This is a genomic window from Pseudomonas sp. AOB-7, from assembly GCF_003696305.1.
Lineage (GTDB): Bacteria > Pseudomonadota > Gammaproteobacteria > Pseudomonadales > Pseudomonadaceae > Aquipseudomonas.
The window spans coordinates 186900-206280 of sequence record NZ_RFFK01000005.1 but is presented as its reverse complement, the minus strand read 5'-3'; the positions used below and the strand labels follow the sequence as shown (position 1 = coordinate 206280).

Annotated in this window: 17 protein-coding genes; 12 read left to right on the top strand and 5 right to left on the bottom strand. The window is 68.3% G+C overall.

Features of this window, described 5'->3' with window-relative positions:
• Nucleotides 1-66: 66 nt before the first annotated feature.
• The 6 genes from ppc to EA796_RS12015 all read left to right on the top strand — a co-directional run bounded on the left by ppc (nt 67) and on the right by EA796_RS12015 (nt 6807).
• Nucleotides 67-2703 carry a phosphoenolpyruvate carboxylase gene (ppc, locus tag EA796_RS12040; RefSeq protein ID WP_122108784.1) on the top strand — a complete coding sequence of 879 codons (2637 nt, stop codon included), beginning with the start codon at nt 67-69 and terminating at the stop codon, nt 2701-2703.
• Between the two features lie 222 nt (nt 2704-2925).
• Complete coding sequence (adk, locus tag EA796_RS12035; RefSeq protein ID WP_021444676.1) at nt 2926-3573, top strand: adenylate kinase; 648 nt, start codon at nt 2926-2928, stop codon at nt 3571-3573.
• Nucleotides 3574-3770: 197 nt separating this feature from the next.
• Complete coding sequence (locus EA796_RS12030; RefSeq protein ID WP_122108783.1) at nt 3771-4556, top strand: 5'-nucleotidase, lipoprotein e(P4) family; 786 nt, start codon at nt 3771-3773, stop codon at nt 4554-4556.
• Nucleotides 4557-4663: 107 nt separating this feature from the next.
• Nucleotides 4664-5347 (top strand): tRNA (adenosine(37)-N6)-threonylcarbamoyltransferase complex dimerization subunit type 1 TsaB, encoded by a 684-nt coding sequence (gene tsaB, locus EA796_RS12025; protein ID WP_122108782.1) that lies wholly within the window; start codon nt 4664-4666, stop codon nt 5345-5347.
• A gap of 113 nt (nt 5348-5460) precedes the next feature.
• Nucleotides 5461-5805: a hypothetical protein gene (locus EA796_RS12020; RefSeq protein WP_021445036.1), complete on the top strand. Its 345-nt coding sequence runs from the start codon at nt 5461-5463 to the stop codon at nt 5803-5805.
• A 141-nt stretch (nt 5806-5946) separates the two neighbouring features.
• Nucleotides 5947-6807, top strand: coding sequence for a DUF72 domain-containing protein (locus tag EA796_RS12015; protein ID WP_122108781.1), 861 nt, complete (start codon nt 5947-5949; stop codon nt 6805-6807).
• 75 nt (nt 6808-6882) lie between these two features.
• Here the strand turns inward: EA796_RS12015 and EA796_RS23080 are convergent, their stop codons facing one another.
• A complete protein-coding gene (locus EA796_RS23080) occupies nt 6883-7221 on the bottom strand; it encodes a hypothetical protein (RefSeq protein ID WP_147459047.1) in 339 nt (112 codons plus the stop codon).
• A gap of 15 nt (nt 7222-7236) precedes the next feature.
• Here EA796_RS23080 and EA796_RS12010 point away from each other — a divergent pair, with 15 nt between their 5' ends.
• The gene (locus EA796_RS12010; protein ID WP_371921468.1) at nt 7237-7986 is read left to right on the top strand and encodes a class I SAM-dependent methyltransferase; all 750 of its coding nucleotides are present in this window, start codon (nt 7237-7239) and stop codon (nt 7984-7986) included.
• A 42-nt stretch (nt 7987-8028) separates the two neighbouring features.
• Here EA796_RS12010 and EA796_RS12005 read toward each other — a convergent pair whose 3' ends face one another.
• Entirely contained in the window at nt 8029-8664 is a 636-nt protein-coding gene (locus tag EA796_RS12005; RefSeq protein WP_122108779.1) for a TetR/AcrR family transcriptional regulator, read from the bottom strand.
• A 94-nt stretch (nt 8665-8758) separates the two neighbouring features.
• On the opposite strand from EA796_RS12005, the gene EA796_RS12000 reads away from it, so the two are divergent.
• Nucleotides 8759-9862 carry an efflux RND transporter periplasmic adaptor subunit gene (locus EA796_RS12000; RefSeq protein WP_122108778.1) on the top strand — a complete coding sequence of 368 codons (1104 nt, stop codon included), beginning with the start codon at nt 8759-8761 and terminating at the stop codon, nt 9860-9862.
• A gap of 6 nt (nt 9863-9868) precedes the next feature.
• Entirely contained in the window at nt 9869-12943 is a 3075-nt protein-coding gene (locus tag EA796_RS11995; RefSeq protein ID WP_122108777.1) for an efflux RND transporter permease subunit, read from the top strand.
• A 234-nt stretch (nt 12944-13177) separates the two neighbouring features.
• Here EA796_RS11995 and bfr read toward each other — a convergent pair whose 3' ends face one another.
• From bfr to EA796_RS11980, 3 genes are all read right to left on the bottom strand, one after another.
• Entirely contained in the window at nt 13178-13648 is a 471-nt protein-coding gene (bfr, locus tag EA796_RS11990) for a bacterioferritin (protein ID WP_021445200.1), read from the bottom strand.
• Between the two features lie 254 nt (nt 13649-13902).
• The gene (gene glpD, locus EA796_RS11985; RefSeq protein WP_021445199.1) at nt 13903-15423 is read right to left on the bottom strand and encodes a glycerol-3-phosphate dehydrogenase; all 1521 of its coding nucleotides are present in this window, start codon (nt 15421-15423) and stop codon (nt 13903-13905) included.
• A gap of 122 nt (nt 15424-15545) precedes the next feature.
• Complete coding sequence (locus tag EA796_RS11980; protein WP_021445198.1) at nt 15546-16304, bottom strand: DeoR/GlpR family DNA-binding transcription regulator; 759 nt, start codon at nt 16302-16304, stop codon at nt 15546-15548.
• A gap of 97 nt (nt 16305-16401) precedes the next feature.
• On the opposite strand from EA796_RS11980, the gene ybaK reads away from it, so the two are divergent.
• The 3 genes from ybaK (at nt 16402) to EA796_RS11965 (ending at nt 19347) form a co-directional block, all read left to right on the top strand.
• Complete coding sequence (ybaK, locus tag EA796_RS11975; protein ID WP_122108776.1) at nt 16402-16872, top strand: Cys-tRNA(Pro) deacylase; 471 nt, start codon at nt 16402-16404, stop codon at nt 16870-16872.
• Nucleotides 16873-16923: 51 nt separating this feature from the next.
• Nucleotides 16924-18411 carry a glycerol kinase GlpK gene (glpK, locus tag EA796_RS11970; RefSeq protein ID WP_122108775.1) on the top strand — a complete coding sequence of 496 codons (1488 nt, stop codon included), beginning with the start codon at nt 16924-16926 and terminating at the stop codon, nt 18409-18411.
• A 129-nt stretch (nt 18412-18540) separates the two neighbouring features.
• Complete coding sequence (locus tag EA796_RS11965) at nt 18541-19347, top strand: PhzF family phenazine biosynthesis protein (RefSeq protein WP_122108774.1); 807 nt, start codon at nt 18541-18543, stop codon at nt 19345-19347.
• Nucleotides 19348-19381 lie beyond the last annotated feature (34 nt).

Here is a 19381-nt window from a genome sequence, read left to right as displayed (position 1 = left end):
AGTTGGCGCGCTGGGCACTCTTGAGGCCTGTGTGGCGCAAGCCGCGGCTTGGAAGGAGAGGGCGATATGGCGGAAATCGATGCGCGCCTGCGTGAAGAGGTGCACCTGCTCGGCGAACTGCTCGGACAAACCATCAGCACCCAGCTGGGCGCCGAGTTTCTCGACAAGATCGAGCGCATCCGCAAGGGCGCCAAGGCCGGCCGGCGCGGCTCGGCGGCCGGCGCCGAGCAGCTGGCCAGCACCCTCGGCGATCTCGCCGACGACGAGCTGCTGCCGGTGGCGCGGGCCTTCAACCAGTTCCTCAACCTGGCCAATATCGCCGAGCAGCAGCACCGCGTGCGTCGTCGCCGCGGCGACGAGCCCGAGCCGTTCGAGTTGCGCGTGCTCGACGAGCTGCTGGCGCGCCTGCTCGCCGCCGGGCAGAAGCCCGACGAGCTGGCCCGTCAGCTCGGCCGCCTGGATATCGAACTGGTGCTCACCGCCCACCCCACCGAGGTGGCGCGGCGCACCCTGATCCAGAAGTACGACGCCATCGCCGCACAGCTGGCGGCGCTGGATCACAGCGACCTGCTGGCGGACGAGCGCGAGCGCAGCGTCCAGCGCCTGCAGCGGCTGATCGCCGAGGCCTGGCATACCGAGGAGATCCGTCGCAGCCGGCCGACCCCGGTGGACGAGGCCAAGTGGGGCTTCGCGGTGATCGAGCACTCGCTGTGGCAGGCCGTGCCGCAGTTTTTGCGCCGCGCCGACCGCAGCCTGCAGGCCGCCACCGGCCTGCGCCTGCCGCTGGAGGCGGCGCCGATCCGCTTCGCCTCCTGGATGGGCGGCGACCGCGACGGCAACCCCAACGTCACCGCCCGGGTCACCCGCGAGGTGCTGCTGCTGGCGCGCTGGATGGCTGCCGACCTGTACCTGCGCGACGTCGACCAGCTGGCCGCCGAGCTGTCCATGCAGCAGGCCAGCGCCGAGCTGCGCGCCCAGGTCGGCGACAGTGCCGAGCCCTACCGGGCGCTGCTCAAGCAACTGCGCGAACGCCTGCGCGAGACCCGCAGCTGGGCGCAGCAGGCGCTCGCCGCGCAAGTGGCGCCGAGCGCCGCGGTGCTGCAGGACAACCACGACCTGTTGGCGCCGCTGCAGCTCTGCTACCAGTCGCTGCACGCCTGCGGCATGGGCGTGATCGCCGACGGCCCGCTGCTCGACTGCCTGCGCCGGGCGGCCACCTTCGGCCTGTTCCTGGTGCGCCTGGACGTGCGCCAGGACTCCAGTCGGCATGCCGCGGCGCTCACGGAAATCACCGACTACCTGGGCCTGGGCCGCTACGCCGAGTGGGACGAGGCGGCGCGGCTGAGCTTTTTGCAGTGCGAGCTGGACAACCGTCGGCCGCTGCTGCCGAGCGACTACCGGCCCTCGGCCGACACCGCCGAGGTGCTCGCCACCTGCCGCGAGGTGGCCGCCGCGCCGGCCGCCTCGCTGGGCTCCTACGTGATCTCGATGGCCGGCGCCGCCTCCGACGTGCTGGCGGTGCAACTGCTGCTCAAGGAGGCCGGGTTGCGCCGGCCGATACGCGTGGTGCCACTGTTCGAAACCCTGGCCGACCTGGATAACGCCGGCCCGGTGATCGACCGCCTGCTCGGCCTGCCGGGCTACCGCGCGCGTCTGCACGGGCCGCAGGAGGTGATGATCGGCTACTCCGACTCGGCCAAGGACGCCGGCACCACCGCCGCCGCCTGGGCCCAGTACCGCGCCCAGGAAGCGCTGGTGCGCCTGTGCCGCGAGCACCAGGTCGAGTTGCTGCTGTTCCACGGCCGCGGCGGCACCGTCGGCCGCGGCGGCGGTCCGGCCCACGCGGCGATCCTGTCGCAGCCGCCGGGCTCGGTGGCCGGACGCTTCCGCACCACCGAGCAGGGCGAAATGATTCGTTTCAAGTTCGGCCTGCCGGATATCGCCGAACAGAACCTCAACCTCTACCTGGCCGCCGTGCTGGAGGCCACCCTGCTGCCGCCGCCGGCCCCCGAACCGAGCTGGCGGGCGATGATGGATCGCCTGGCCGCCGCCGGCGTGAGTGCCTACCGCGGCGTGGTGCGCGAGCACCCGCAGTTCGTCGAGTATTTCCGCCAGGCCACCCCGGAGCAGGAGCTGGGGCGCCTGCCGCTGGGCAGCCGTCCGGCCAAGCGCCGCGAGGGCGGGGTGGAGAGCCTGCGGGCGATTCCGTGGATCTTCGCCTGGACCCAGACGCGGCTGATGCTGCCGGCCTGGCTCGGCTGGGAGCAGGCCTTGGGTCAGGCCCTGGCCGGCGGCGACGGCGAGCTGCTGAAAGGCATGCGCGAGCACTGGCCGTTCTTCCGCACCCGCATCGACATGCTCGAGATGGTGCTGGCCAAGGCCGACGCTAGCATCGCCGCGCTGTACGACGAGCGTCTGGTCGAGCCGGCGCTGCGTCCGCTGGGGGCGCAGTTACGCGACCTATTGTCGCAGGCCTGCGCCGCAGTGCTGGAGCTGACCGGGCAGTCGCGGCTGCTCGCGCACAGCGCCGAGACCCTGGAATCGATCAGCGTGCGCAACACCTACCTCGATCCCTTGCACCTGTTGCAGGCCGAGCTGCTGGCGCGCTGCCGGCTGCGTGAACAGGCGCCGGAGAGCCCTCTGGAGCAGGCGCTGCTGGTCAGCGTGGCGGGTATCGCCGCCGGTTTGCGCAATACCGGTTGAGCCGCCGCGCGGCTCCGCGGACACCCGGGTAAGGCGCGTCCGCAGGGGCGTCCGAGCCGTCGGCAGGAGGGTTTTTATCCGACTTTCGGCGGCTTGTGTGCCTGGGGGGCGCTGTGTATCTTGATCAACCTTTTGGCCGCCACAGCTGCCGCACAACATCCAAGAGACTGGCCCTTTGAGGCGGTCCGACCGATTTCTACATAAATCTTGAGGAGCACATCGATGCGCGTGATTCTGCTGGGGGCGCCCGGTGCCGGCAAAGGTACCCAGGCTCGCTACATCACCGAGAAATTCGGTATTCCGCAAATCTCCACCGGCGACATGCTGCGCGCGGCGGTCAAGGCGGGCACCGAGCTCGGCCTGAAGGCCAAGAGCGTGATGGACGCGGGCGGCCTGGTCTCCGACGACCTGATCATCAACCTGGTCAAGGAGCGCATCGCCCAGCCCGATTGTGCCAAGGGCTTCCTGTTCGACGGCTTCCCGCGCACCATCCCGCAGGCCGAGGCCATGAAGGAAGCCGGTGTGACCATCGACAACGTGGTCGAGATCGCCGTCGACGACGAGGAAATCGTCAAGCGTCTGTCCGGCCGTCGCGTGCACCCGGCCTCGGGCCGCGTCTACCACACCGAATACAACCCGCCGAAGGTTGCCGGCAAGGACGACGTCAGCGGCGAAGACCTGGTGCAGCGCGAAGACGACAAGGAAGAGACCGTGCGTCATCGCCTGTCCGTGTACCACTCGCAGACCAAGCCGCTGGTGGACTTCTACCAGCAGCTGTCCGCCGCCACCGGCACGCCGAAGTACAGCCACATCCCGGGCGTCGGCAGCGTCGAGGAAATCACCGCCAAGACCCTGGCCGCGCTGGCCTGAGTTTTCCCGCCAGTTGCCCATGGACAAAGGCCCCGCAAGGGGCCTTTGTCGTTTGTGGTGCATGGATAAGTCCGGGTCGCTCTCGGGCATGGCTGTGCTCGTCAGCCTTTCTACCATCGGCGACGCTAGTCTCCGGCTGCCCGGCGCTTGCCATGGGCATGTCGATCCGTGAACCACTAAGGAAGAGAGGGCGTGCAATGACCGAGAAAACAGGAAAGGGTGTCATCTGGCTGGGCCTGGCCATAACGCTGCTGGGCAGTTGCGCGGCGTTCGCCGACAGCAAGGCACAAGCCAAGCAGGAGTGCGCGGTTGCCGAGTTCGCCATGGGCCTGCGTTTCCAGCAGCAGTCGGCGGAAATCCAGGCGCTGCAGCTGCAGGCCTACAATATCGCCACGCAGAAGCTGGACGCGGCCGTGGCGGCGGCGAAAGACCCGTCCAAGCTGGCCATCGTCACCGACCTGGACGAAACCGTGATCGACAACAGCGCGCTGCTGGCGCGCGACCTGGCCAGTTGTCACCAATACGACGCCTGGGACACCTGGCTGCCCTGGGAGCGCGACGGCACGCCCACGCTCATCCCAGGTGCCAAGCAGTTTCTGCAGCACGCCGACCAGCTCGGCGTGACCATCCGCTATATCTCCGACCGCGCCGACGAGCAGAAGCAGCACACCCTGGCCACCCTGAGCAAACTCGGCCTTCCCCAGGTCTCGGAGGAGAGTGTGCTGTTGCTCGGCCCGCCCAAGGTCGAGCGGCGCGCCATCGTCAGCGCCGAGCACCAGATCGTGCTGCTGCTCGGCGATACCCTGCACGATTTCGACGCGCGTTTTCGCAAGACGCCGCTGGATCAGCAGCGCACTACCGTGGCCAGCGAGGCGGGCAAATGGGGCAGCGAGTGGATCGTGTTCCCCAACGCAACCTACGGCACGTGGTCCAAGGCGCCGCTGCAGGCCTGGGAAGCCGAGCCGGTGGTCGAGCCCTGGTAAGGGCGTCCGCCGGTCGCACGCTAGCGGCCTGTGACCATCCTGGTGCTGGAAAAAAAAGCCTCGAGCCGGTCTAATGCCGGCTCTTTTTCTTCAGCCATGCGAACCCGATGACCACGATCCTGGCCCTGGATACCGCCACCGAAGCCTGTTCCGTCGCCCTGCTGCACGATGGCCGCGTGCTCAGCCACTACGAGGTGGCGCCGCGCCTGCACGCCCAACGCCTGCTGCCGATGATCCAACAACTGCTGGGCGAGGCCGGCATCGCCGCCGCGCAGCTGGATGCCATCGCCTTCGGCCGCGGCCCGGGCGCCTTCACCGGGGTGCGCATCGCCATCGGCGTGGTCCAGGGCCTGGCCTTCGCCCTCGAGCGTCCGGTGCTGCCGGTGTCGAACCTGGCGGTGCTGGCCCAGCGCGCGCTGCGCGAGCAGGGCGCGCGCCAGGTGGCGGCAGCCATCGATGCGCGCATGGACGAGGTGTACTGGGGCTGCTACCACGCCGAGGCCGGCGAGATGCGCCTGCTCGGCCAGGAGGCGGTACTGCCGCCGGAGCAGGCCGAGGCGCCGCGCGGCGCGAGCGGCGACTGGTTCGGCGCCGGCACCGGCTGGGGTAGCTATGCCGCGCGCATCGCGCTCAAACCGGCGGCCATGGACGGCAGCCTGCTGCCCCACGCCGAGGATCTGCTGAGCCTGGCGCAATTCGCCTGGGCGCGCGGCGAGGCCGTGGCGGCCGACCAGGCCCAGCCGGTCTACCTGCGCGATCAGGTGGCCACGCCCAAGGCGCCGCCGGCATGACCCCCGGTCGCCCGGCAAAGGCAGGCGGCCCGAAGGTATTTGCCAAGCCCGCCGGGCGCCGCTACATTGCCAGCACTGTCTACCTTCCAGCCGAGCCCACCGAGCAGTTGTAGATGCGCATCGACGCCTACCTACCTTCCTATTCGCCGGATCGCGGCCCCCGTTCGGGGACTGCGGTCACGCCCTATCGCGAGGCGCAGCGCGAGGTCGAGGTACAACGTGAGCAGCCGGCCGCCCCGGCCAGTAGCCAGGGCCTGGAACAGACCCCGCAGATCCGCCGGGTGCAGGCCAGCAGCGGCAATGGCGACAGCCTGCCGGCGCGCGCCCAGGATATCGGTTACCCGCAACCCGCGCTGAGCAACCGCGCCGCCCAGGCGCTGGCCAGCTACGGCGCCACCGCCAGCTACGCCAGCGAGGCTGACGCGCAGCAAGTGCTCGGTCTCGACCTCTACGCCTGAGAACGTGTTTAGGATCTCTCGAGCTAGAGCCATGCAAGGCGAAATCAGGCGAGGAAGCGGAGTTTACTGTTGTAAATGAGCATTCCGAGCCTGGTTTCAACGCAGCAGGGCCGACGCGCAGCAGATCGTAAACAGGTTCTGATGTTGCCGTACTACCTCGGCTGCCCCTCCTGGAGTGAGGCGGCCTGGCGGTCCACGCTCTACCCCGGCGACACCCGAGCGGCCGACTTCCTCAGTCGTTATGCCCAGGTATTCAACGCCGTGGAGGGCAATACCACCTTCTACGCCCGCCCCAGCGAGCAGACCGTGGCGCGCTGGGCCGAGCAGATGCCGGCGCACTTTCGTTTCTGCGCCAAGCTGCCGCGCGATATCAGCCACGGCGACGACCTGTGCCAACAGCTGGAGGCGGTAGAGCGTTTTCGTCGGTTGCTGGCGCCGCTCGGCGAACGCGTCGCACCCTACTGGCTGCAGCTGCCGGCCAGCTTCGGTCCGTCACGGCTGGACGAGCTGGCGGCCTTCGTCGAGTGGTGGGGCGCTTGGCCGCTGGCCATCGAGGTGCGTCATGCACAGTTCTTCGCCAAGGGCGAAGCCGAGCGCGCCTTGAATCGCCTGTTGCTGGAGCGCGGTATCGAGCGTATCTGCCTGGACTCGCGCGCCCTGTTCAGCTGCGCGTCGCAGGCGCCGGCGGTGTTGCATGCCCAGGCCAAGAAGCCGCGCCTGCCGACCCGCCCCACGGCCTTCAGCCAGAGCCCGCAGCTGCGTTTTATCGGCCATCCCGAGCTGCTCGCCAACGACCCCTTCATGACGCCCTGGCTGGACAAGGTCGCCGCCTGGATCGAGGAGGGGCGACGCCCCCATGTCTTCGTCCACACCGCCGACAATCGCCTGGCGCCGCAGCTGGCACGGCGTTTCCACCAGCAATTGCGCCTGCGCCTGCCTGGCCTGGCGGAGCTGCCGACCTTGCAGGTCGAGGCGGAGCTGGAGCAGCTGGGGTTGCTCTAGCGCGTAGCCCGGATGCAATCCGGCGCAGAACCGCATGACCGCTCCCGGATTGCATCCGGGCTACGGAGACCGCACTCAGCGCTTGGCCAGCAGCAGATCGGCGGCCTGGCCGCTGCGGCCGTCGGCGAACTCGAAGCGGCCGAGCTGGGCCATCTGGTCGTAGGCGCCGAGGGTGCGACGGAGTATCTGATAGTCGAGCGATTCGCGCATGCCGGCGTCGAGTTCGTCCTCGCGGGCGAGTGTGCGTGTCGGGTTGGCGGCGGGGCGGGGGCGGAGAGGGCGTCGAACATGGGCAAACTCTTTGCGGCGCAGGGGGCTGGGTCTGGCAGAATGCCGCTGGTTGAGGTTGTCGGCCGCGCGGTCGATCAGTTGAACGTTTTTTGAGCAGATTTCCCGATGAGCGACGAGCGGCATAGCGCCCGCATCCGCATGGATGCCCTGCAACCTTTCTACGCCGAGGCGGCGGCCCGCTGGGCGGCGCGTCTCGGCCTGGCGCTGGGCGGCGACGCCGAGTTCGCCCTGCAACTGGGCGCGGACGGCCTGCAGCTGGCGGAGCTGGGCGACAAGGCGCCGGGGCCGGTGCGGGTCGACTTCGTCGAGGGCGCCATGGCCCATCGCCGTCAGTTCGGCGGCGGCAGCGGGCAGATGATCGCCAAGGCGGTCGGCGTGCAGCCGGGCATCCGTCCGCGGGTGCTGGACGCCACCGCCGGGCTGGGGCGCGATGCCTTCGTCCTGGCCAGTCTGGGCTGCAGCATGACCCTGATCGAGCGTCAGCCGTTGATCGCCGCCCTGCTCGAGGACGGCCTGGCGCGTGCCGAGCTGAGCCTGGAGGTGGCGCCGATTGCCGCGCGCATGCGCCTGCTGACGGGCAATGCCATCGAGCTGATGCGCCAGTGGCAGGGCGAGCCGCCGCAGGTGATCTACCTCGATCCGATGTTTCCCCATCGCGACAAGAGCGCGCTGGTGAAGAAGGAAATGCGTCTGTTCCGCCCGCTGGTGGGCGACGACCTGGATGCCCCGGCGCTGCTGGAGGCGGCCCTGGCGCTGGCCAGCCATAGGGTGGTGGTCAAGCGCCCGCGCAAGGCGCCGGCCATCGACGGGGCGAAGCCCGGCTACGTGCTGGAGGGCAAGTCCAGCCGCTACGACATCTACCCGAAGAAGAAGCTGGAAGGGGCTTAGGGCGCAGCCGGTTGCTGGCGGCGCCCCCCAGGAGCCCGGGCTTCAGCGTCGATAGGCGCGCAGGAACAGTCCCACCGCCTCGCGCACGTGCCGCTCGGCGGCCTCGCCCTCGAGCGGGGCGCAGCAACCGATCAGCAGGCGAAAATGCGCGCCGCCCTTGACCAGGCTGAAGAACTGGTCGGCTGCGCCCAGCGGGTCGGCGATCTGCAGCAAGCCGTTGGCGTTGGCCTTGCGCAGCAGCGCCGCCATCTCCTGCAGCACGCGCTGCGGCCCGGCCTGGTAGAACATCAGCGCCAACTTGGGATCCTGACTGGCCAGGCTGACCATCATGCGGTGCAGCTCCACCGATTCGCGGCTGCTGACCAGGACATGGAAGCCGCGGCCGATGCTCAGCAACACCGTCTCGATCGGCACGCCCGCCGGCAGTTCGAACAGCAGCTCGGGCAGCTGCTCCTCGCACTTGGCCTTCACCGCGGCGGAGAACAGCCTCTCCTTGTCGGTGAAGTGGCTGTACACCGTGAGCTTGGACACCCCGGCTTCCGCGGCGATGGCGTCCATGCTGCTGCCATCGTAGCCGTGGCGCAGGAACAGGGTTTTGGCCGCTTCGAGAATGGCCTGGCGTTTGGCGGGGTCCTTGGGGCGACCGGGACCGGCGGGCGGTAACAACTTGTTAGGCATCGGCGGATTTTAATACTGGACTGGTGAGTTTGCTATTTTTACTATACCCGCCAGTACAAATATTCCAAACCTTCGTCGTCACAGGTCATTCGCCATGTTCCGCCATGCCATGCCTCTTGTAGCGTCCCTCACCCTTGCCCTGCTGCTGTCCGCCTGCGGCAACGGCGAGCAGGTCGAGCAACCCATTCGTCCGGCCATGGTGGTGCAGCCACAACCGGCCGGCGCCCTGGTCGACAGCTACCCCGGCGAGGTGCGCGCACGTTTCGAGCCGGACCTGGCGTTTCGCATCGGTGGCAAGGTGGCCAAGCGCCTGGTGGACGTCGGCGCGCGGGTGAAGAAGGACCAGCCGCTGGCCGAGCTCGACCCTCAGGACGTGCGCCTGCAGCTGGAGGCCATCCGCGCCCAGGTGGCCGCCGCCGAGGCCAACCTGCAGACCGTGCGCGCCGAGCGCGATCGCTACAAGACCCTGCTGGCGCGCAACCTGGTCAGCCGCTCGCAGTACGACAATACCGAGAACCTCTACCGCGCCGGCGAAGCGCGCCTCAAGCAGATCAAGGCCGAGTACGACGTGGCCCGCAACCAGGCCGGCTACGCCGTGCTGCGCGCCTCCCAGGACGGCGTGATCGCCCGCCGCGCGGTGGAAGTGGGGCAGGTGGTGGCCGCCGGGCAGACCGTGTTCACCCTGGCCGCCGACGGCGAGCGCGAGGTGCTGATCAGCCTGCCGGAGCAGGGCTTCGAGCGCTTCCGGATCGGCCAGGCGGTCGAGGTGGAGCTGTGGTCGCAGCCGGATCAGCGTTTCCCCGGGCGCATCCGCGAAATGGCGCCGGCCGCCGATCCGCAGTCGCGTACCTTCGCCGCGCGCGTCGCCTTCACCGAGGGCAAGGTGCCGGCCGAACTGGGGCAGAGCGCGCGGGTGTTCATCGCCAGCAACGGCGAGGTGCCGCTGGCGGTGCCACTGTCGGCGCTCAGCGCCGAGCAGGGTCAGCCCTTCGTCTGGGTAGTCGAGCCCAGGGAACACAAGGTGCAGCGCCGCCCGGTGCGCGTCGGGGCTTACGGCGACGACCGCGTGCCGGTGCTCGAAGGCCTGGCGGCGAGCGACTGGGTGGTGGCCGCCGGCGTGCAGGTGCTGCGCGAGGGCCAGCAGGTGCGCCCGGTCGACCGCGACAACCGCAACGTCGAACTGGCCGCCAAGGAGTAAGCCCGGATGAGCTTCAACCTGTCCGCCTGGGCGCTGCGCCACCGCCAGATCGTCCTCTACATCATGTTGCTGCTGGCCGTGGTCGGCGCGCTGTCCTACACCAAGCTGGGGCAGAGCGAGGACCCGCCCTTCACCTTCAAGGCCATGGTGATCCGCACCAACTGGCCGGGCGCCAGCGCCGAAGAGGTGTCGCGCCAGGTCACCGAGCGCATCGAGAAGAAGCTGATGGAGACCGGCGAGTACGACCGCATCACCAGCTTCTCGCGCCCCGGCGAGTCGCAGGTGACCTTCATGGCGCGCGATTCCATGCGCAGCTCGGAAATCCCCGAGCTGTGGTACCAGGTGCGCAAGAAGGTCGGCGACATCCGCCACACCCTGCCAGCCGGCATCCAGGGGCCGTTCTTCAACGACGAGTTCGGCACCACCTTCGGCAACATCTACGCGCTGACCGGCAACGGCTTCGACTACGCGGTGCTCAAGGACTACGCCGACCGCGTCCAGCTGCAGCTGCAGCGGGTCAAGGACGTCGGCAAGGTGGAGCTGGTCGGCCTGCAGGACGAGAAGATCTGGATCGAGCTGTCCAACACCAAGCTGGCCACCCTCGGCCTGCCCCTGGCCGCGGTGCAGCAGGCGCTGGAGGCGCAGAACGCGGTGGCCGCCGCCGGCTTCTTCGAGACCGTCAGCGACCGCATCCAGCTGCGCGTGACCGGGCGTTTCGAGTCGGTGGAGGAAATCCGCGACTTCCCCATTCGCGTCGGCGACCGCACCTTCCGCATCGGCGACGTGGCCGAGGTCAAGCGTGGCTTCAACGATCCGCCCGCGCCGCGCATGCGCTTCATGGGCGAGGACGCCATCGGCCTGGCGGTATCGATGAAGGCTGGCGGCGACATCCTGTTGCTGGGCAAGGCCTTGGAGGGCGAGTTCGCCCGCCTGCAGCAGACCCTGCCGCTGGGCATGGAGCTGCGCAAGGTGTCGGATCAGCCGGCGGCGGTGAAGACCGGGGTCGGCGAGTTCGTCCGCGTGCTGGTCGAGGCGCTGGTGATCGTGCTGCTGGTCAGCTTCTTCTCACTCGGCCTGCGCACCGGCCTGGTGGTGGCGCTGGTGATCCCGCTGGTGCTGGCGATGACCTTCGCCAGCATGTACTACCTGGGGATCGGCCTGCACAAGATTTCCCTCGGCGCCCTGGTGCTTGGCCTCGGCCTGCTGGTGGACGACGCGATCATCGCGGTGGAGATGATGGCGATCAAGATGGAGCAGGGCTACGACCGCTTCAAGGCGGCCAGCTACGCCTGGACCAGCACCGCCTTCCCCATGCTCACCGGCACCCTGATCACCGCCGCCGGCTTCCTGCCGATCGCCACCGCGCAGTCCGGCACCGGCGAGTACACCCGCTCGATCTTCCAGGTGGTGGTGATCGCCCTGGTCGCCTCGTGGATCGCCGCGGTGATGTTCGTGCCCTACCTGGGCGACAAGCTGCTGCCTGACCTGGCCAAGCTGCACGCGGCCAAGCACGGCGGCAGCGACGCCGGCCACGATCCCTACGCGACGCCTTTCTACCGGCGCGTGCGGGCCACGGTGGAGTGGTGCGTGCGCCGGCGGCGGACGGTGATCCTGCTGACCATAGGCCTGTTCGTCGCCGCCGTGCTGCTGTTTCGTTTCGTCCCCCAGCAGTTCTTCCCGGCCTCCGGGCGCCTGGAGCTGATGGTCGACATCAAGCTGGAGGAGGGCGCCTCGCTCGCCGCCACCGAGGCCCAGGTCAAGCGTCTGGAGGCGCTGCTCAAGACGCAGCCTGGGATCGACAACTACGTGGCCTACGTCGGCACCGGCTCGCCGCGCTTCTACCTGCCGCTGGACCAGCAACTGCCGGCGGCCAGCTTCGCCCAGTTCGTGGTGCTGGCGGGCAGCATCGAGGAGCGTGAGCGCCTGCGCAGCTGGCTGATCCAGACCATGAACGACGAATTCCCCGGCTTGCGCAGCCGCGTCAGTCGCCTGGAGAACGGCCCGCCGGTGGGTTACCCGGTGCAGTTCCGGGTCAGCGGCGAGCATATCGACGAGGTGCGTGCGCTGGCGCGCCAGGTGGCGGCCAAGGTGCGCGAGAACCCCCATGTGGTCAACGTGCACCTGGATTGGGAGGAGCCGAGCAAGGTCATCTACCTCAACGTCGACCAGGAGCGCGCACGCGCCCTGGGGGTCAACACCGCCGAGCTGTCGCGCTTCCTGCAGAGCGCGCTGTCGGGTACCAGCGTCAGCCAGTACCGCGAAGGCAACGAGCTGATCGAGATTCTCCTGCGCGGTACCGTGCAGGAGCGCCAGTCGCTGAGCCTGCTGCCGAGCCTGGCGGTGCCCACCGACAGCGGCCGTAGCGTGGCCCTGTCGCAGGTGGCGACCCTGGAATACGGCTTCGAGGAAGGCATCATCTGGCACCGCAATCGGCTGCCCAACGTCACCGTACGCGCCGACGTCTACGGCAAGGAGCAGCCGGCCAGCCTGGTGGCGCAGATCCTGCCGACCCTGGAGCCGATCCGCGCCGAGCTGCCGGACGGCTACCTGCTGGACGTGGGCGGCACGGTGGAGGATTCGGCGCGCGGGCAGAAATCGGTGAACGCCGGGGTGCCGCTGTTCATCGTGGTGGTGCTGACCCTGCTGATGCTGCAGCTGAAAAGCTTCTCGCGCTCGGCCATGGTGTTTCTCACCGCGCCGCTGGGGCTGATCGGGGTGACCCTGTTCCTGCTGATCTTCCGCCAGCCGTTCGGCTTCGTCGCCATGCTCGGCACCATCGCCCTGGCCGGCATGATCATGCGCAACTCGGTGATCCTGGTCGACCAGATCGAGCAGGACATCGCCGCCGGCCTGGACCGCTGGCACGCCATCATCGAGGCCACGGTGCGGCGTTTCAGGCCCATAGTGCTGACCGCGCTGGCCTCGGTGCTGGCGATGATCCCGCTGTCGCGCAGCGTGTTCTTCGGGCCGATGGCGGTGGCCATCATGGGCGGCCTGGTGGTGGCGACGGCGCTCACCCTGCTGTTCCTGCCGGCGCTCTACGCCGCCTGGTTCCGGGTCAAGGAGGAGGAGGCGCGCTGAAGTTCCAGGGTGGGTGGCGCTTTCGCGGCGCTCCTCGTCGCGGCCACGACTGCATGGATGCAGGAGGTAGCGCCGCGCCCGTTCCTTACGGGCTGCGGCATTCACCACATCCCCGTGGATTGCGAGGCAGGATGCCCGAGCCGAAAGTCCCTCCCACGACCTTCTTGAGCCAGTGAGCAGCGGCAATAAAAAACGGGAGCCACTGGCTCCCGTTCTTCATCTGGCCAATAGGGTTTATTCGTCCATTTGCGACTGCAGGTAGTTCTGCAGGCCGACCGCCTCGATCAGCCCCAGCTGGGTTTCCAGCCAGTCGATATGGTCCTCTTCCGAGCAGAGGATTTCTTCCATCAGTTCGCGGCTGGCGTAGTCGCCGATGCTCTCGCAGTAGGCGATACCGGCCTTGAGGTCGGCGTGGGCCTTGTGCTCGAGCTTGAGGTCGCACTCGAGCATTTCCTTGGTGTTCTCGCCGATCAGCAGCTTGCCCAGGTCCTGCACGTTGGGCAGGCCTTCGAGGAACAGGATGCGCTTGATCAGCTTGTCGGCGTGCTTCATCTCGTCGATCGACTCGTGATACTCGTGCTCGCCGAGCTTCTTCAGCCCCCAGTCCTCGTACATGCGCGCGTGCAGGAAGTACTGGTTGATGGCCACCAGCTCGTTGCCGAGGATCTTGTTCAGGTGTTGGATGACCTTCTTGTCGCCTTTCATGATCGCTCCTGCCGTGTTGCGGTGAGATTGGTAACGTCAAATCTTCTGCCCCAATTCGCCGCCTGTCAAACCTAAGTACTTGAAACTTAAGTAAAAATAAAACTGAATACGAATGTTTTAATTCCGCATCAAAGTGCCAAGTCGTTGAATTGACGCGATAAAAACTTTGGCCCGGGTTCATTGGGCGAATAAGCGGGCGAGTACCTCGGAACATAAAAAAGCCCCGCGGAGCGGGGCATGGGGCACGCAGAAGTTCAGGCGGCGTGGGCCGAATGGGGTTGCAGGTACTGCTGCAGGCGGGCCTGCTGCGCCGGGGTCATGAACAGGCCGAGCTTGCTGCGGCGCCAGAGGATATCGGCGCTGCTGCGCGCCCATTCCTCGCGGCGCAGGTAATCCACCTCGCGGGCATAGAGCCCGGCGCCGAGGTGTTCGCCGAGGTCGGTGAGGTTGTGCACGCCGTCGAGCAGGCGCCAGCTGCGGCTGCCGTAGCTGGCCGCCCAGCGTCTGGCCAGGCTGGTCGGCAGCCAGCCATGGCGGGCGCAGAGCGCTTCGATCAGGGCGCTCTGGCTGTCCAGCTGCTCGCCGCCGGGCAGCGGCGCGCTGGCGGTCCAGCTCGGGCCCAGCTTGGGGAAGAACGGCGCCAACTGGTTCATCGCGGCTTCTGCCAGCTTGCGGTAGGTGGTCAGCTTGCCGCCGAACACCGACAGCAGCGGCGCCTCGCCCGGCGCGCCGGCCAGCGCCAGGGTGTAGTCGCGGGTGATGGCCGAGGGCTCGTCCGATTCGTCGTCGCACAGCGGGCGCACGCCGGAGAAGCTGTGCAGCACGTCGGCGCGGCTCAGTTGCTGCTTGAAGTGGGCGTTGACCACCGCGAGCAGGTAGTCGGTTTCCTCGGCGCTGATGCTCACCTGCGCCGGGTCGCCCCGGTACTCGCGGTCGGTGGTGCCGATCAGGGTGAAGCGCTCCAGGTAGGGAATGGCGAAGACGATGCGGCGGTCCTCGTTCTGCAGGATGTAGGCCTGCTCGCCGTCGTGCAGGCGTGGCACCACGATATGGCTGCCCTGGATCAGGCGGATGCCGTAGGGCGACTGCTGCTTGAGGTCCTCGCCGATGAAGCGTGCGACCCAGGGGCCGGCGGCGTTGACCAGGGCGCGGCTGCGGATGGAGAACAGGCTGCCGTCGGCACGCTCCAGGTGGATGTGCCACAGGCCCTTGCTGCGCCGCGCGCTGATGCAGCGGGTGCGGGTGTGGATATGCGCGCCGTGCTCGCGCGCCGCCATGGCGTTGAGCACCACCAGGCGGGCGTCGTCGACCCAGCAGTCGGAGTACTCGAAGCCGCGGCCGATCTCGGCCTTGAGCGGGCTGCCGGCACCGAAGCGCACGCCGCGCGAGCCAGGCAGCCGCTCGCGCTTGCCCAGGTGGTCGTAGAGGAACAGGCCGGCACGGATCATCCAGGCCGGGCGCAGGTGCGGCCGGTGCGGCAGCACGAAGCGCATGGGTTTGACGATGTGCGGTGCCTTGGCCAGCAGCACCTCGCGCTCGGCCAGGGCTTCGCGCACCAGGCGGAATTCGTGGTGCTCCAGGTAGCGCAGGCCGCCGTGGATCAGCTTGCTGCTGGCCGAGGAGGTGTGGCTGGCCAGGTCGTCCTGTTCGCACAGGAACACCGCCAGGCCGCGGCCGGCTGCATCCGCGGCGATGCCCACGCCATTGATGCCGCCGCCGACCACGGCGAGGTCATAGACTTCGGCGACAGGGCTGGCGAGAGGGTCGTGGGGCATGGCAGGGCACTCGCTATTGAATTCGAATGTGGTTATGTTCACTTTCGAAAATATGCTAGTCGAATGCGCGCAGGTACGCCAGCTCGGCGCGCGCTTTCGCGCCGAACGGTGCTGGCGCGGATTCAGACCAGGTCGAGGTGGACCTTGTGCTCGTGCAGCAGGCGGGCTACGGCGGCGGGTGGCGCGCAGTCGGTGAACACGCGGTCGACCAGGGCGATCGAGCCCAGGCGCACCACGGCGTTGCGGCCGAACTTGCTCGAGTCGGCGGCGAGGAACACCTGGCGGGCGTTGTCGATGATGGCCTGGGACACGCGCACTTCCTGGTAGTCGAAATCGAGCAGGCTGCCGTCCTCGTCGATGCCGCTGATGCCGACTATGGCGTAGTCCACCTTGAACTGCTGGATGAAGTCCACCGCCGCCTGGCCGACGATGCCGCCGTCGCTACGCACCGTGCCGCCGGCCACCAGCACCTCGAAGTCGGCCTTGGCGCTGAGCTGGGCGGCGACGTGCAGGTTGTTGGTGATGATCTTCAGGCCCTGGTGACCGAGCAGCTCGCGGGCGATGGCCTCGGTGGTGGTGCCGATGTTGATGAACAGCGAGGCGTGGTCGGGGATGTGCGCGGCCACGGCCTCGGCGATGCGCTGCTTTTCCTCGCGCATCTGCCCGGCGCGCATGCCGTAGGCGGTGTTGTGGATGCTCGATGCCTCGCAGGCGGCGCCGCCATGGGTGCGCCGCAGCAGGCCGTGTTCGGCCAGCTGGTTGATGTCGCGGCGGATGGTCTGCGGGGTCACGGCGAAGGCCAGGGCCAGTTCGTCGATGCTGACGTAGCCGCGTTCGCGGGCGAGGTTGAGGATGTCGTGTTGGCGAGGGGCCAGGTTCATGGCGGCTTCCTTTGGTGGCTTGCCATTATAGGCTGCCCGCGAAAAGGGATTTCGGCTAAGGTACGGCAATCTTTTCAGATTATTTTCACATTCGAACATGACTCCAGCGATCGATCTGTTGAAGAAGGCCAAGGCCGAACACCGGGTGCACAGCTACGCGCACGACCCCAAGGCACCGTCCTATGGCCTGGAGGCCGCGGAAAAGCTCGACCTGCCGCCGGCCCGGGTATTCAAGACGCTGCTCGCCGCCAGTGACAAGGGCGAGCTGCTGGTGGCGGTGGTGCCGGTAGCCGGCAGCCTCGACCTCAAGGCGCTGGCCCAGGCCGCCTGCGTGAAGAAGGCCGACATGGCCGACCCAGCCGCGGCCCAGCGCGCCACCGGCTACCTGCTCGGCGGTATCAGCCCGCTGGGGCAGAAGAAACGTCTGCGCACCTTTATCGACAGTTCGGCGCGCGCGCATGCCAGCATCTTCGTCAGCGCCGGCCGCCGCGGCCTGGAGGTGGAGCTGGCGGCCGAGGTGCTGGCGCAGCACACTCAGGGCAGCTTCGCCGCCATCGGTCGCGAGTGATACCGACAAGGCTCCTACGGCCAACACCCGCATAACAACAAGGAAACGCGCATGTCCCAGTACCTGCTAGCCATCGACCAGGGCACCACCAGTTCCCGCGCCATCATCTTCAGCGCCCAGGGCCTGCCGGTGGCGCGCGCCCAGCAGGAGTTCCAGCAGTATTTCCCGCAGGACGGCTGGGTCGAGCACGACGGCCAGGAAATCTGGCTGTCCACCCTCAAGGTCTGCCGCGAGGCCATCGCCAGCAGCGGCCTGCAGCCCGATGCGATTGCCGCCATCGGCATCACCAATCAGCGCGAGACCACCCTGGTGTGGGACGCCGTCAGCGGCACGCCGATCCACCCGGCCATCGTCTGGCAGGACCGTCGCACCGCCGACTACTGCGCCGGGCTCAAGGCCGCCGGCCACGAGGCCATGGTGGCGGCCAAGACCGGCCTGCTGATCGACCCCTATTTCTCCGCCACCAAGCTGCGCTGGGTGCTCGACAACGTGCCCGGCGCGCGGGCGCGGGCCGAGCGCGGCGAGCTGCGTTTCGGCACGGTGGACAGCTTCCTGCTGTGGCGCCTGAGCGGCGGCAAGGTGCACCGTACCGACGCCAGCAACGCCTCGCGCACCCTGATGTTCAATATCCACAGCCAGCAGTGGGACGCGGAGCTGCTCGAACTGTTCGACATTCCCGTCAGCCTGTTGCCCGAGGTGCTCGACTGCGCCGCCGAGTTCGGTCACACCGACGCCGAGCTGCTCGGCGCCAGCATCCCGGTGCTGGGCATGGCCGGCGACCAGCAGGCGGCGCTGATCGGCCAGGCCTGCTTCGAACCGGGCATGGTCAAGAGTACTTACGGCACCGGCTGCTTCATGATCCAGAACACCGGCAGCACGCCGGTGGTGTCGAAGAATCGCCTGTTGACCACCGTCGGCTACCGCCTGAACGGCGAGGTCACCTACGCGGTGGAGGGCAGCATCTTCGTCGCCGGCGCGGCGGTGCAGTGGCTGCGCGACGGCATCAAGCTGATCGGCCACGCGCGCGATACCGAGGCCCTGGCCGAGCAGACCGGCGATGCCTGCGGGGTCTACCTGGTGCCGGCCTTCACCGGCCTCGGCGCGCCCTACTGGGACCCCAAGGCGCGTGGCGCGATCTTCGGCCTGACCCGCGACACCGGGATCAAGGAGATCGTCACCGCCGGCCTGCAGTCGGTGTGCTACCAGACCCGCGACCTGCTCGAGGCCATGCGTCAGGACGGCGCCGCGCCTCCCAGCGCGCTGCGCGTGGACGGCGGCATGGTGGAGAACAACTGGGTCATGCAGTTTCTCGCCGACATTCTCGGCGTCGGCGTCGAACGCCCCGAGGTCACCGAGACCACCGCGCTCGGCGTCGCCTACCTGGCCGGCCTGCAGCTGGGGCTGTACGCCGACCTCGAGGCCATCGCCAGCCACTGGCACCGCCAGCAGCGCTTCGAGCCGCGGATGAACGAGGCGCACCGCGAGCGCCTCTACGCCGGCTGGCTGGACGCGGTGAAACGGGTGCGCAGCGAGCCCTGAAGCACCCCAGGAACGTAGGAGCGGCTTCAGCCGCGATGCTCTCAGAGCATCTGGAAAACAGGAACTGTATCTGTTGCGGCTTACCCTGCGCAGGCATGCTGGCGGCTCTCATCTGGCCAGGAATGCAGCATGCCTCTCGAATTCCATCAAGTTGACGCCTTTACCGAACAGCCCTTCGCCGGCAATCCGGCTATGGTCTATCGCCTCGAGGCCTGGCTCGACGAGGTGCTGATGCAGCGTATCGCCGCCGAGCACAACCTGGCCGAGACCGCCTTCGTGGTGCGCGAGGGCGAGCGCTGGCATATCCGCTGGTTCACCCCGACCAGCGAGGTGCCGCTGTGCGGCCATGCCACCCTGGCGGCGGCCTGCGTGCTGTTCGATCTGTATCGGGAGTCGGGCCAGGCGCTGGAGTTCGTCTGCCGCTCTGGGGCGCTGCGCGTCACCCGCCAGGGCCGGCTGCTGGAGCTGGATTTCCCAGTGCGTCGCGCCGTGCCGGTGGAGCAGGCGTTGCGGACGGCGGTGGAGCAGGCTCTGTGGCGTGCGCCGCAGCAGGTGCTGGCGCTGCGCAATGGCGACGGCAGCGTGCAGGAGCTGATGGTGGTGCTGGATTCGGAGGCCGAGGTGCGCGGCTTCGCCCCGAACCTGCCGGCGCTGGCCGAACTGCCGGGCCTCGGCGTGCTGATCAGCGCGCCCGGCGAGCGCCACGACTTCGTCTCGCGCTACTTCGCGCCGAGCATCGGCATCGACGAGGACCCGGTCACCGGCTCCACCCACTGTATCCTGGTGCCTTATTGGGCCGAGCGTTTGCGGCGAGTCGCGCTGAGCGCCTGGCAGTGCTCGGCGCGTGGCGGCGAACTGCTGTGCAGGCTGGAGGGCGAGCGGGTGAAGATCGCCGGCCATGCCCGGCATATCGCCAGTGGCCGGCTGTTTCTGTAGCCGGGCAAGTCCGCGGGGCGTTGGGGCGCAGGGC